Source organism: Pseudovibrio sp. FO-BEG1 (assembly GCF_000236645.1).
Taxonomy (GTDB): Bacteria; Pseudomonadota; Alphaproteobacteria; order Rhizobiales; family Stappiaceae; genus Pseudovibrio.
Genome location: NC_016642.1, coordinates 4559621 through 4572976, shown reverse-complemented (window position 1 = coordinate 4572976; position 13356 = coordinate 4559621). Strand labels below are relative to the sequence as shown.

Sequence of the window (13356 nt, the reverse complement as noted above, 5' to 3'; positions counted from 1 at the left end):
TTTAGACGCTGATTGCGTCTTCTACGTTCACCTGACGCTGGCGGCGAATGGCCAGTTTGTTCAGTGCAGAAACGTAGGCGCGGGCGGATGCGACCAGAGTATCGGTGTCGGCACCTTTACCGGTTGCGATCTTGCCGTTGTCTTCCAGACGAACGGATACTTCAGCCTGCGCATCGGTGCCTTCGGTCACTGCATGTACCTGATAGAGGGACATGGTTGCATCGTGTGGCCAGATTGCCTTGATGGCATTGAAGGTTGCATCGACAGGGCCGTCGCCAGTGGCTTCGCGGGTCTCGTGCTTGCCGTTGACGTCCATGGTCAGGATGGCCTTCTGTGGTCCGCCGGTACCTGCAATCACAGTCAAAGCGATAACCTTCACGCTTTCGCTTTCGATGGTGATCTGGTCTTCCACAAGCGCTTCAATGTCTTCGTCGTAGACGTTTTTCTTACGGTCTGCCAAGTCTTTAAAGCGACGGAAGGCTTCCTGCAGAGCGTTATCGCCCAGCTCGTAACCCAACTCAGACAGCTTGTCTTTGAATGCATGACGGCCGGAGTGCTTGCCCATGACCAAGGAGGTTGCACGAACCCCTACGTCTTCCGGGCGCATGATTTCGTAGGTTTCTGCGTGCTTCAGCATGCCGTCCTGGTGAATGCCGCTCTCGTGAGCAAATGCGTTCTTGCCTACGATGGCTTTGTTGTACTGGACGGGAAAGGAAGAAACGGCGGAAACCAGCTTGGAAGCGCGGGTCAGATAGGCTGGATCGATAGAGCACTCGTATGGCAACACATCGCTGCGGGTGCGCAGGGCCATGACGATTTCTTCCAGTGCCGCGTTACCAGCACGCTCGCCCAAGCCGTTGATTGTACATTCGATCTGACGTGCACCACCTGCGACTCCAGCCAGAGAGTTTGCAGCAGCCAGACCTAAGTCATTGTGACAATGCACTGAGAATACTGCCTTATCTGAGTTCGGCACGTTTGCGATGATCTGCTCGAACATGCTCTGATATTCAGCAGGCGTTGCGTAGCCAACGGTGTCTGGCAAGTTGATGGTGGTTGCGCCAGCGTTGATGGCGGCTTCCACGCAGCGGCTCAGATACTCGATGGAGGTACGGGTGGCGTCCATGGCGGACCACTCGATGTCATCGATCAGGTTACGAGCCTGTGTCACGGTTTTGGTGATGATCTCCAGAACCTGCTCTTCGGTCTTGTTCATCTGGAACTGCAGATGGATCGGAGAGGTGGAGACGAAAGTATGGATACGGCCTTGATTTGCCAGCTTAATCGCTTCTCCAGCGCGATCGATGTCTGCCGGAATTGCGCGGGCCAGACCTGCGATGATGGAGTTCTGAGAGCGTTTGGCGATTTCACTGACCGCTTCAAAGTCACCCTGAGACGCAATCGGGAAGCCAGCCTCAATGATGTTAACGCCCATTGTGTCAAGTAATTCTGCGACTTGCAGTTTTTCTTCCAATGTCATGGACGCGCCTGGAGATTGTTCTCCGTCGCGCAGGGTGGTGTCGAAAATAACTACTTGGTCTTTAGCGGATGCGGTCATTGGTGATGCCTTCAACTTTGCCCCGACAGCTTGCTTGTCCTGAATAGCGCCTGGGGATTTTCCTTCAATCTCAGATATTTAGATGATCCCCTAAGTGCCCGCCCAGATACGGGGCAGCCGACGCCTAGGGGCATCTAAGTAGAAGGAGGGTGCGTAGGAAGAGGCCGCCATGCGGGCGCATGGTGCTGTTTTCATTCAGATTGTCGCGGTTCGCGATCATTATCTGTCAGCTGCCTTTTCGTCGCTATGGCTCAGAATCAAACGTTTCTAATCACTTAAGTGTCAGATACTCGTCTGAAATTACTAGCCAATTCTTCTTTAAGCGTTACCGAGTAAGTCTCGTTTTTGCCAAATCTGTAATTTTCCTAGCGGATATGAGGTGGAAACGCAAGAATTTTACTCAAAGACAGGGCTCTGATTACTCAAAAGTATATGCAGCTCACGCTGAGATAATCTCAATTGGTTCACAGTGCTGCGGGAAAGCGGAGGAGGCTTGAAGCGCCCCTCCGGAATAATCGATCAAAGCAGCAGTTCGCCGCGGGCGAGGACAACTGCCTGTCCGCCAATGCGGTGCGCGTGGATTTTGCCGGACTGCATCTCCATTTCCAGTGAGATGGAGGAGGGGCGACCCATCTTGAAGCCCTGCTCAATGAGATACTTGTGTGTGCCATCCAGTGGGGCATCAAACTCGGCAATGGACCCGGCGAAGGCAGCGACTGCAGAACCAGTTGCAGCGTCTTCCCGTGGCAGACCGTTTTCCAAGTAGACCATGCGGGCGTGGAAGGCGCTGTCTACATGGATGGTCTGGCGGCAATAGGCGAAGGCGTTGTTGTGCGCGATATCGCCGAACGCTTCGTCCCAGTACTTGTGTACGGGCTGGATGCGGTTGATGGCGTCCATGTCAGCCACAGGAACAAATGCAAATGGAACACCTGCTTCCCACGCTTTCGGCTTGTGGTTTTCGAAAGTGATTTCATTTGGTTCCAGCGAGAGCGCTGCAGCGATTACATCTTTGTCGCCCAGTTTCTGCGCTGGCTTCGGTAGCCTTGGCACATCAAACTCAGCGGAAGTGGCTTTGCCTTTTTGCAGGGCGACAGCGCAGCGAACCAGACCGACTTTCTCTTCCAGCAGTACCAGCATATCCATGTCGTTATCCGGTGCGCCAAAGCGGTTCTCAGCCAGCAGCACTGCAGTGCCAACTGTTGGATGACCGGCGAATGGCAGTTCCATGGATGGTGTGAAGATGCGGATGGATGCGTTATGAGCCGGGTTTTCCGGCGGCAGAACGAACACGGTTTCGGAGAGATTGAACTCGCAGGCGATCCGCTGCATCTGAGAGTCTGATAATCCTTTTGCGTCCAGAACGACTGCAAGCGGATTACCTGCCAGCGCCTTATCAGTGAAAACGTCTAGCAGGGCATAAGGTCTGGCCATTTTAAAGTCCAATTATCTCAGTTTGGTGCTGGGCTGATGGCCTTGGAGCATGAGCCCAGCATGCGAAAAATGTTAGCTTGAGCGCTACTCAAGATTGTTTTGGCACCAAATACAAGTCTGCAAATGAATATAGCTCGTTAATTTAACAGATGTGCGGTGAGCGCGATTGCATAAGGTGGCACGCTATAGGCCTTAAGATCCTCCGGTGATGTAATGATAACTGCTTCTTCCAACTCAGGTTTTTCCTGGTTTGCGTTGAAATGTGAGATTTTTGAAAGGATTTCGTCTGAGCTGAGTTGCAATGTTAAAATACGGGCAATGGCCAGCCGTGGTCCATCTTCAATGGCGAGCACCTCACCCAGATCACCCTGATCGAGTGTGAGACCGGTTTCTTCTTCCAGCTCACGAGCAATGGAGCCGAAGATATCCACCTCACCGGAGGGAGTGATATCATTGAGATCAAGATTTCCACCTGGTGGGTAAACCTGACCAGCGGTTGCAGTGTTGCCAGCCATTTTGCCAAAGACCAAGTGACCTTCTCTGGAGCGCAGCACAGCGCAGCCGAACAGGTTCTTTGCACTTCTGTCTGGGAAGCCCCAGTCGCGCCACGCCAGAAATTCGGAGTAGTTGATCTCTACCAGTTCGCCAGTGAACTGGGCGTTGTCAAAGGAGTACTGATAGAGTGACAGGACTTTGCCATCCCAAAGATCCGGATTGTCAGAGATTAGGGTCTGCCAGTTGGCCTTGATTGCTTCGCTGTTGTTGGTCGCAAAGTCCCAGGTGGCGGCCATATCGAGCTTCAGGTCAATTTCGGAGACCTTGTGGATCTGAGGTGTGAGATCCTTCTGCATGTGCTCAATCGGGCCAGCGCCTTGAAAGGCACTCGGTCTGTTGCTGGTGCTGTGATAGCCGTGGTGAGCATAGAACGGAGCAGCGTTTGCATCTGATTCAAGGCGCAGCTGCGTGCATTGCATGCGTTTGGCAATTTCCTCTGCGCCTTCCAACAGCCATGCGCCGTGGCCTTTTCCGTGTGCCTCTGGCAACACAAACAGACAATCGAGCAGCGCGACCTCCGTGCTTTCTTTGAGAACACGAGCAAAACCGATGGGATGATCTTCCTCTGAGATCACAAGGATCGGATCTTTGTCGATCATTTCCGGTGTGATCTTCCAGTGGTCGCGGAACTCCTGCATGTCCTGAGGATCATAGCCCCAGTGGCCTTTGGCTGTGTGCATTATGTTTGTGAGAGCAATGGCTTGGCTTTTTTCAGCCGGGCGCATTTGGCAATGCATTCTTCTTGGTTCTCCAAAAAACAACTTATGACGAAAAGCATTAGTGCCCGAGGAAGTCGTGGCTCTGGATTCGCCAGTCTTCTTTTCGGTCTAGTTGAAACAACCAGCCAATAGTGGCCCAAAAGAGGAAATGGTTTCAAGTGACCAACGCGATTTGAAGGATACCCAACCCGAAAAGATTAACGATTAACTACTTGCATGAGGTTCGTTGGCTGACAAGAGCTTACCGGGCAGGCAGACCCTGATTGCCCTTATCGCATGACGCTCTTTGTGACCCGTGACAATCACAGTTGAGAAGGTTCTCATGCGCATTCTGGTTTCACTCCTATGCTTGCTTGCGGTTGCCAAAGGGCTGCCTGCTTATGCTGTGAGCTGGCAGGCGACCGGGAGTGAAAAGGAACTACTGCTGACCAAAGGCGTTGGTGGTTTGACGCTGCTGCATAACAGGGCGGGGAAGATCCATCGTTCCACCCGGGCAGAAATGTCCAAGAGTGCGCTCATCAACTCACTGAGTGCAGAGGCCCTTGCGGGCAATGCGCAGGCTGTCTTTGGACTGGCTGTTGCGCATGAGATGGGCCATGGGGTGCCGCGTGATTTGCCGGTTGCCATGGAGCTTTATGAGCGAGCGGGCGAGATGGGGCTTGCTGCGGCTTACAACAATCTGGGCGAAATCTACCGACAGGGGAAACATGGTGAAGCTGACCCCGTGAAAGCGCGGGAGCTGTATCAGCTTGCGGCGGATTGGGGAGATGCCTGGGCGCAGAACAATCTGGGCCTTTTGTATCTGCACGGCATTGGTGTCACCCGTGACCCGAAGCTGGCCTTTTACTGGGTGAAAGGCGCTGCCATGGCCGGGCTGATGCAGGGTATCGAGAACCTTGCTGGCCTTTATCGTGATGGTGTTGGTGTTGAGCGGGATGCGATGCGCTCTCGTGCGCTTTATAAAAAGGCGATTGCACTGGGTTCCATTGATGCGCATGTGCCATTGGGCGAGCTGCTTGAGAATGGCGATGGCGGGAAGGCTGATCTGATGGCGGCCATTCGTCATTACCGTGTTGCGGCGGATGCAGGGCACCTGCTGGGGAACCATTATCTCGGCACGCTTTATGAGGATGGAGTTGGCGTTCAGCGAGATCTGGAGCTGGCGTTTTATCATTATGAGCGAGCGGCAAAGCGTGGTTTGGCCCGGTCACAGTTTGCTCTGGGGCGGTTTTATCTGCTTGGGCAAGGAACGAAGCCGAACCTAAAGAAAGCCATTGGTCTCTACAAAGCCGCTGCCAAGCAGGGCAATGCGCAGGCATTGAATGATCTTGGTGTGCTCTATGAAAATGGCCGTGGGGTTCCGCAATCCTACGAGTTGGCACTGGAGTTTTATACGGCGTCCTCAGCTAGGTTTCCGTTCGCGCTGACCAATGCGGGGCTGCTCTATCTCAATGGGCGCGGTGTGCCGCAGGATATTGAGCGGGCCAAGGATCTGTTCCGGGAAGCATCCGAGCGCGGGGAGCCGGTAGGGGATGTGCTGCTGGGCAAAGTCTATTTACAGGGCTTTGATGAGGAGCCGAACCCGAGTGAAGCGGCGCGGATGTTTTTGCTTGCAGCTTCCAAAGGCGTGCCGGAAGCTTTTTATCTGCTGGGTTATTGCCATGAGAGCGGGCGATGTATGGACCGCAATCTGGTGAAGGCTCGTGATTTTTATAAGATGGCGGCAGAGCAGGGCTATCGGGATGCGGAGCGGGCGCTCAACCAGCTTGAATGGCGATTGCGAACCCAGCCCCATAACTAAAGCGTATCGCTGAAAAGTGGTAGCCGGTTTTCAGATAAAGATACGCAGAAGCAAAGACAAAAAGAGCCGGTTTCAAACCGGCTCTTTTGCTTCATCGGGAGAGGTGAATGTTATTTGCTGGTACCGCCCTGATTGGCTTTGTCCAAGGGCACTGGGCGAACGATGTTGAACCAGAAGTCAAAGGTATCCAGCATGCCGAGCAAATCGGTGAGCTTGGAGGCTTCTCCATCAACTGAGATCATGCCGGATTGGATCGCTTCTTCAAAGGTTTCCATGCCAAGCATGATGTTGTCGAGGGTGCTTCTGTCCATGGTGACGGTCGCGTCTGCATTCTCCAGCTGATAGCCTTCGATGTGGCTGAGCGCTGCGTTCTGCAGTTCCATCGCGTACTTCTGATCTGTGTCCGGGAAGACCCAATTCAGTTTGATTTGCTGGTTGCCAGCCTTGGTGTTGTTCAGGCGCATGGCCGCATAGTCGAACAGCAGATCGATATCCATGGAGCGGATGATATCGGGGCTGGCGGTGTCGACAGCAGGCAAGTCTTCGATGCCACTGCGCAGTTCCTGAGCGCCTGATAGATAGAAGTTGCGCCATGGGCCAGATTCTGCCTGATAGCCGAGCTGCTCCAGTGCATCTGCCTGCAGTTTAGCCGCGTCCTTGTTGTCCGGTTGAGCGAAGACCAGGTGGTTGAGCACTTCCACGACCCAGCGATAATCGCCTTCATCATAGGATTCCTGCGCTTTTTGCAGAAGGACGGCCGGACCGCCCATGAACTCAACGTATTTGGGGCCAGAGATGCGTTCCGGATACTCGTGCAGGGTGGCCGGGTTGCCGTTGAACCAGCCGAGATAGCGCACGTAGGTGGATTTGACGTTGTGGTTGAACGAACCGTAATAGCCGCGTGCACTCCAGTCGTGCTGCAGGGTTTCCGGCACTTCCAGTATCTCTGCTATCTCCGTCATGCGGAAGCCATGGTTTGCCAAGCGCAGCGGCTGATCGTTGATGTAACGGTAGAGATCGCGTTGGTTGCGCAGGTGCTCCATAATCTTGTCATTGCCTGACAGATGCCAATGGTGCGGGGCAAAGAGGATCTCTACATCCTTGCCGTACTTGTAGATGGCCTCATTGATGTATTTGGACCAACCCAGAGGATCTCTCAGTTTTGCGCCACGCAATGAGTATGTGTTGTGCATTGTATGGGTGGCATCTTCAGCGGTGCACAGGGCTTTGAGCTCTGGAATGTAGAAGAAGAACTCAGAAGGGGCTTCAGAATCCTGCGCCATCCAGAAATCGAAGGTGAGGCCGTCGATGGTGTGGGTCTCGCCGTTGTCCTTGATGATGTCCGTTGGCGGAATGAGAGTGACGGTGCCGGTCGATGTGGTTGGGCCGAGGCCTGAGCCCACTTGTCCTTGCGGGGAATGAGGCAGCAGGTTGCCGTACATGTAGGAGGCGCGTCTGCTCATGGCGTTACCGGCCATCACGTTTTCCGAGACGGCGTGTTCCATGAAGCCTTCTGGCGCGTAGATCTTTACTTTGCCGTTGATCACGTCCTGCTCATCCACCACGCCGCGCACGCCGCCGAAGTGGTCCACATGGCTGTGGGTGTAGATGATGGCTTTGACCGGCTTCTTGCCACGTTGCTCGTAGTAGAGCTCCAGAGCGTAACGAGCGGTTTCCTCGGAGATCAGCGGATCCACGATGATAATGCCTTCGTCACCTTCAATGAAGGTGATGTTGGACAGGTCTGCCGCACGGACCTGGAAGATACGCTCTGACACCTGAAAGAAGCCGCTGAGCAAGATGAGCTGAGACTGGCGCCAGAGGCTTGGGTTGACGGTTTCCGGGGCGATCGAGCCCTGCATGATGAAATCGAACTTGGAGAGGTCGTAGACGATCTCGCCCTTGGCATTCTTCACCACACCGCCATCAGGCAGAGGGGCGAGATAGCCAGCCTGTGCATCCTTGAAGTCTTCCTCATCAGCAAAGGGCAGCTGCTTTAAGATGTTCTCGTAGATCTCACCTGTGAAGCGCGTTGCTGGGTTGGTGACAGTTGCAGCCATGGTTGCTGTGAGGGACAGGGACCAGGCCACGCTGACACCAAGGGTCGTGCATAGGATTTGGCGGGCAAAGGATTTTTTGGTTTTGTTGAGCGTCATTCCCGACCTCCGGAGTAGAGTTGCCTTTTCCTTATCGCGTTGCAGTTAAGGGGGAGGCTCAACCAGTGTTTGAAATGAGGTTTTTGGTTGCTGAAGGCCTAATCGCATGCTGCAACCTTGGGTTATTACGTTTAGGGGTTGCGTGGTTTTGATTGACTTCCGATTTGAGGGGAGTGAATGATTGCCTAGTTATATTTAAAGGTGCTGTTTCAATGATTTCGCGCGTTCTTTCTGCCTTTCTCCTGACCAATGTCTGCATGGGTTTTGCGCAAGGCGTCTGTGCGGCTCCCTATGCAGAACAGGAACGTGCAGCGGGGTTGCGTGAGGTGCTGGAACAGCGTGGCTATAAGCGCTCCGTTCTGGAAGAGCATCGCAGTAAAGTGGAGAGCATCGACTTTGATGAGCTGCGGCTGCGGGCAGAGCAGGGCGATGTGAATGCGCAGTACCAGCTGGGAGAGTCGTTCTGGCTGGGAGACGGCGTAGCGCTGGACTACGAGCAAGCGCATTACTGGCTGACGAAAGCGGTTGAACAGCAACACGTTGATGCCAGTGTCCTGCTGGCGATTATCTATGAGCGCGGACACTTCGTGGTGCCTGATCCTGAGCGGGCGGCGGAGCTTTACTTTGAAGCTGCGCAACTGGGGGATGACTGGGCACAGGCGCAGCTGGGGCGGCTCTATGTGGATGGCGAAGGCGTTCGCAAGGATGTCGCCTATGGTCTGAAGATCCTGAGACAGCTTGCCGCTCTTGAGTATTATGTGGCGCTGGATTTTTTTGGTGACTTTGCCAAGGAGGGGATCTTGGATGGCTCTCCGGATTACGAAAAAGCTGCTGAGTATTACGAGCGTGGCCGGGAGGCCGGAAGTGATGTGGCAGGCTCCCGACTGGCTGAGCTAATCTATGACGGGCATCTGGGTGAGGTTGATATTGAGCGTGTGCTTAGCCTGCTGGAGGAAGAGCTGGGACATTCCTCTCCCGGCGCTGCTAGCGATTTAGCGGATATCTATCTGGAAGGGCGCGACGTTCCCAAGGATGTTGCCAAAGCGGTTGAGTATTTTGAGCTGGCTGCCGAATGGGGCTCCTCTTACTCGCTGGTGAGGATTGGTGAGCTTTACGAGAAAGGTACGCTCGGGGAACCCAATTATGGGAAGGCCGCGGAGTATTACCAGCTTGCCCGTAAGCGCGGGAATGGGACCGCTTCGGGATACCTTGCCTATCTCAAGAGGTATTTGACGCCTGAGGACAGCACACCTGAGGAAGTGATTGCGCTCTATGAGGAGAGCGTTCTGCGTGGTGCCCGGTCTGGCATGGTTGGACTGGGGGATTGCTTCCGCGATGGTTACGGCGTTGAGACTGATCATGCCAAGGCGCGGGAGTATTATCTGCAAGCGGTGGAGGTGGGGTCTTCACTGGCGCTGGTGCGGCTGGGGAATGTTTATGATGAGGGCCTTGGCGTTGAGAAAGATTACCTGAAGGCTCGGCAGTACTACGAAGACGCGATTGCGGAGGGGTATACCAACGCGAATGCGGATCTAGCGTTTCTTTACCAGCAAGGGCTGGGTGTTGAGAAAGATGATCAGAAAGCGATAGAGCTATATGAGGTCGGGCGAGAAGGAGGAAGCACCTTTGCTGCCTATCGTCTTGGTATGATTTCCTATTACGGGGATGGCGCAGAACAGGACTATTCCCGCTCGTTGAAGATGTTCCATGAAGCAACGCGTGGCGGCAGCAAAAGCGCCTACGATTATCTTGGCTTCCACTATCACTATGCGCTGGGCGCAAGGGCAGATTATGCAGAAGCGCGGTATTGGTACGATGCAGCACTTGCCGCCGGTATTGAGGATGTGAAGATTGATCTGGCGTTTTTGGAAGAAGATGGTCTTGGTGGACCGCGGAACAAAGCCCGTGCCAAACGCCTTTACAGGGAAACTATCGAGATCAACTCAGAAGCACGCTTCCACCTTGTTCGTATGGAAGATGAAGCTGACATTCTGGATTTAAAACAGGATGAGCATGTTGCAGCCTATAAAGCTGCGATGGAAAAAGGCAGTCAAGCTGCCAAGCTTGAACTTGCCAGCATCTACTTGTTCTCATCGGACAAACACAAGGATGTTGAGGCGGCAAAGCAGTTGCTGCAGGAACTCGTGAAGGATGGCTACTCAGATGCCTACGTCTACATGGGGGCGTACTACGACGAGGTGAGCCCTGAGCAGGACAATGCAGTGGAGCACGCCGTTAAGTGGTTTAGCAAAGCGGCGGACCTTGGGAGCCACTATGCTGCAAAGCGACTGGTCTGGATCTTTGAGAACAATCCCCCTGATGGTGAGCGGCCAGATAAGTTGGCCCATTGGCGTCAGGTTCAGGGGCTGAATGGGGATGCTGTTGTGGCGCTGGAGGCCGCGAAGGATCTGGAATACAGCCGGATTGATCAGGACTTAAAACTGCAGGAACGCCTATACACTGTTGCGGCAAATGCTGGTCTTTTACAGGCGCAACTGGATCTTGCAAGGAAGTACATCTTTGGCTCTGAGTTCCCCGGCAACTATGAAAGAGGCATTGAGATATTGCGGGAGGCAGTTGGCCTTCATGGTCCTGCGCAAGCCTACGAGATTACCCATCAGCTTTCCGGTGGGATGACGGTTGATGAGATGCTGAAGACGGATGGCACCAGCAGAGACTGGGACAGGAAGCATCTGACAGCAGTGAACCTGCTTTATGGTCTAACAGTGCCGAAGAACGTTGAGTTGGCAGAGAAACTGGTTCGCTCTGATCCGGATCGCTGGGTGTATTCTCCAGAAACACGATATACCCTTGCCAATATTGTTTTTTCCAAGGAGACACCTACTCAGACCGAGGTTGAAGAAGCCCTGCAGGCTTTGGAGATCTCCGCAAACAGTGGTTACATCAGTGCGCAAAGAAAGCTGGCGGAGCTTTATGAAGAAGGGCGCCATGTTGACCAGAACTATCGCAAAGCGGGTATGTGGTATCGCATTGCTTCCTCCAAAATCCCGTCCCTTAAGATCCATGTTGCAAGGCTGATCCTCAACGGAAAAGTGGACGCCAACTATGGTGAGAATGCCTTGGACATTTTGACGAGTGCGGCTGAGCAGCAAGACTTGCTGGCGATTGAATTGCTGATTGAGTATTGGGCAGAGGAAGAGCCTGATGGCTATGAGCACAAGCGGTGGGCGCGCCGATATAAAACGTTGAGCAATCCGTCTTCTTAACTGTAGCGGCTTACGAGTTTTTTGTTGAAGCGGACCATCAGACGTTTTGAGGGATCCATTCTGATAAACCCGAACTGGCTATAGAGTTCATGGGCATCAGCCTTTTGCCGGGTGGTTGGCACCCGGCAAACAATGACTGAGTATTCGTGCGGACTGGTGCTTCTAGGAGGTCTGGTAGACCGTTTTGTTGTGGCGCTCCATCATTCGATCTGGTGTGCTCAATGGGGTGAAGCCGAACTGTTTGTAAAGCTCATGCGCGTCTGCTGTGGCTAACATGAAACGGCGCAGGCCCTGCAGGTCCGGGTGTGCGTCGATCGCTTTCATGAGATTTTTGGAAATGCCTTTGCCGCGCTGGGCCGGGGTGACGAAAACGTCCGCCAGATATGCAAAGGTGGCTTGATCAGTCACCACGCGAGCAAAGGCCACCTGCTCTCCGTTTTCCAGATAGGCGCCAAAGCAGATGGAGTTGGCAATGGCTTTGTCAAACGTCTCTCTCGGCAGACCTTTGCTCCAATAGGCTTCCTCTGAAAGAAACTGGTAGATCTTGTTCAGCTGTAGTTTGTTCTTATCGGTTGAGATTTCAAGTTCAAGAATTTCTGTCATTTCAATGGCTTAGTTAGGAGGATGTTTGCAGGCTGGTTTCAGGTTTGGGTGCGCGGATCATCAGGAGGATGCCTGCGGAGAGGAGGGTGAGGAGGGCGGAAAACTGGATCGTGTTTCCGAAGGAAGTGATGCTGGCCACCGTACCTGTGGTCATGTTGCCAATCAAGCCGCCGGCAAAGAGCGCATTGGTGTAGTAAGCCGTGGCGATGCCGGGTCTGTGCGGTGCGTAAGATTGGATGAAGGTGAGACCAAGCCCAACGTTGATGCCGTAATAGAGCCCTTCCAGTGCGCAGAGCAGATAGACCTGTGTTGGGTCAGTTGCCCGAACGATCAGCAGGAAGAAGAGTGTGCCGAGCATTGCTGAAAACAGCATGGCATTTCTCTGCCCGATCTTTTGAGCGGGTTTGACCACGAAGAAGATCGCAATCACCTCCACAAAGCACTTCACTGAAAAAGCCAGGCCTGGTGTTGCGGTTGGGAAGCCCATTTCCTCAATGAAGAAGACTGGCCCTGCTGACACAAAGGTGGTGTTGGCAGCGGTGAGCGCAAAGATTGGCAGACAGGCAAAGATGAGCGCAAACGGCACGGGTTCGATACCGCCGCCGTTGCTGGCTTTTATCGGATGGTGTGTGGTGAAGCCTTTCGGAACGATCATAGCGCCCATGGCCAGCCACAGAATGCTGAGCACGCCAGCAGTTGGGAAAATGGAGCTGACACCAAAGATGCCATAGAGCGTGAAGGCCAGCGGTGTGCCGATCATCCAGCCTAAAGACATGGAAATGCGCAGGTGGGAGTTGAACTTGGCAGGCTCCCGGTTGGTTTGCTCTGCAAACAGGCGGCCAAAAGAGAACATGGTGGAGAGCACTCCACCGGAGACCCCCATAAGCGGCACACCGAGCAGCAGTATCCAGTAGGACGGAATAGCGGACTGCAGGCCCATGTTGAGCATGTACAGCGTGGTGCACAGGATCAGAATTGGCTTCAGGCGGGCGCCCGCATCAATGCGCGCGCCGAAGTAACGGTTTGAAAACAAAGTCACAATGGTGGAGCTGGCGATGTAGATGGCAAGCTTCCAGGCTGGTTCGCCCAGCTCTGTTACTACGTAGGAACTGTAAAGCGGGATGAGACAGGCCACGGCCAGCGAGCCGATGAGCATGTACGCATGAATCAAAAAGGGAAAGCGATCCAGCATTGCCAGAGCAGCGGAAATAGAGCGCATGGGAAATCCACGGGTGATGGGAAAAGATTTACGAGAAACGAGGGGATGTACGTATTGATACATCTCCCTGCAGGAAATGCAAGC

Annotated in this window: 8 protein-coding genes; 2 read left to right on the top strand and 6 right to left on the bottom strand. The window is 53.8% G+C overall.

Annotated features, from left to right (window positions below; all coding sequences use genetic code 11):
• Window position 1: 1 nt before the first annotated feature.
• The 3 genes from PSE_RS20605 to PSE_RS20595 form a co-directional block, all read right to left on the bottom strand.
• Window positions 2-1558, bottom strand: a complete 1557-nt coding sequence (locus tag PSE_RS20605; RefSeq protein ID WP_008547692.1) for a 2-isopropylmalate synthase — start codon at window positions 1556-1558, stop codon at window positions 2-4.
• 519 nt (window positions 1559-2077) lie between these two features.
• Entirely contained in the window at window positions 2078-2992 is a 915-nt protein-coding gene (locus PSE_RS20600) for a PhzF family phenazine biosynthesis protein (RefSeq protein WP_008547952.1), read from the bottom strand.
• A gap of 137 nt (window positions 2993-3129) precedes the next feature.
• Window positions 3130-4227, bottom strand: a complete 1098-nt coding sequence (locus tag PSE_RS20595) for a GNAT family N-acetyltransferase (protein WP_208998003.1) — start codon at window positions 4225-4227, stop codon at window positions 3130-3132.
• Between the two features lie 361 nt (window positions 4228-4588).
• Between PSE_RS20595 and PSE_RS20590 the strand changes: the two genes are divergently transcribed.
• Window positions 4589-6067, top strand: coding sequence for a tetratricopeptide repeat protein (locus PSE_RS20590; protein ID WP_041768725.1), 1479 nt, complete (start codon window positions 4589-4591; stop codon window positions 6065-6067).
• 110 nt (window positions 6068-6177) lie between these two features.
• Here the strand turns inward: PSE_RS20590 and PSE_RS20585 are convergent, their stop codons facing one another.
• On the bottom strand, window positions 6178-8223 hold the full coding sequence (locus PSE_RS20585; protein WP_014286572.1) for an alkyl/aryl-sulfatase: 2046 nt from the start codon (window positions 8221-8223) through the stop codon (window positions 6178-6180).
• A gap of 212 nt (window positions 8224-8435) precedes the next feature.
• Between PSE_RS20585 and PSE_RS20580 the strand changes: the two genes are divergently transcribed.
• Window positions 8436-11450 (top strand): SEL1-like repeat protein, encoded by a 3015-nt coding sequence (locus PSE_RS20580; protein ID WP_014286571.1) that lies wholly within the window; start codon window positions 8436-8438, stop codon window positions 11448-11450.
• A 162-nt stretch (window positions 11451-11612) separates the two neighbouring features.
• Here PSE_RS20580 and PSE_RS20575 read toward each other — a convergent pair whose 3' ends face one another.
• A complete protein-coding gene (locus tag PSE_RS20575) occupies window positions 11613-12053 on the bottom strand; it encodes a GNAT family N-acetyltransferase (RefSeq protein WP_008547600.1) in 441 nt (146 codons plus the stop codon).
• 13 nt (window positions 12054-12066) lie between these two features.
• Window positions 12067-13272: an MFS transporter gene (locus PSE_RS20570; RefSeq protein ID WP_014286569.1), complete on the bottom strand. Its 1206-nt coding sequence runs from the start codon at window positions 13270-13272 to the stop codon at window positions 12067-12069.
• Window positions 13273-13356 lie beyond the last annotated feature (84 nt).

Excerpts from the sequence above, each read along its gene's own strand:
- PSE_RS20605 (WP_008547692.1), bottom strand. The coding sequence starts at position 1,558 with ATGACCGCATCCGCTAAAGACCAAGTAGTTATTTTCGACACCACCCTG.
- PSE_RS20600 (WP_008547952.1), bottom strand. The coding sequence starts at position 2,992 with ATGGCCAGACCTTATGCCCTGCTAGACGTTTTCACTGATAAGGCGCTG.
- PSE_RS20595 (WP_208998003.1), bottom strand. The coding sequence starts at position 4,227 with ATGCACACAGCCAAAGGCCACTGGGGCTATGATCCTCAGGACATGCAG.
- PSE_RS20590 (WP_041768725.1), top strand. The coding sequence starts at position 4,589 with ATGCGCATTCTGGTTTCACTCCTATGCTTGCTTGCGGTTGCCAAAGGG.
- PSE_RS20585 (WP_014286572.1), bottom strand. The coding sequence starts at position 8,223 with ATGACGCTCAACAAAACCAAAAAATCCTTTGCCCGCCAAATCCTATGC.
- PSE_RS20580 (WP_014286571.1), top strand. The coding sequence starts at position 8,436 with ATGATTTCGCGCGTTCTTTCTGCCTTTCTCCTGACCAATGTCTGCATG.
- PSE_RS20575 (WP_008547600.1), bottom strand. The coding sequence starts at position 12,053 with ATGACAGAAATTCTTGAACTTGAAATCTCAACCGATAAGAACAAACTA.
- PSE_RS20570 (WP_014286569.1), bottom strand. The coding sequence starts at position 13,272 with ATGCGCTCTATTTCCGCTGCTCTGGCAATGCTGGATCGCTTTCCCTTT.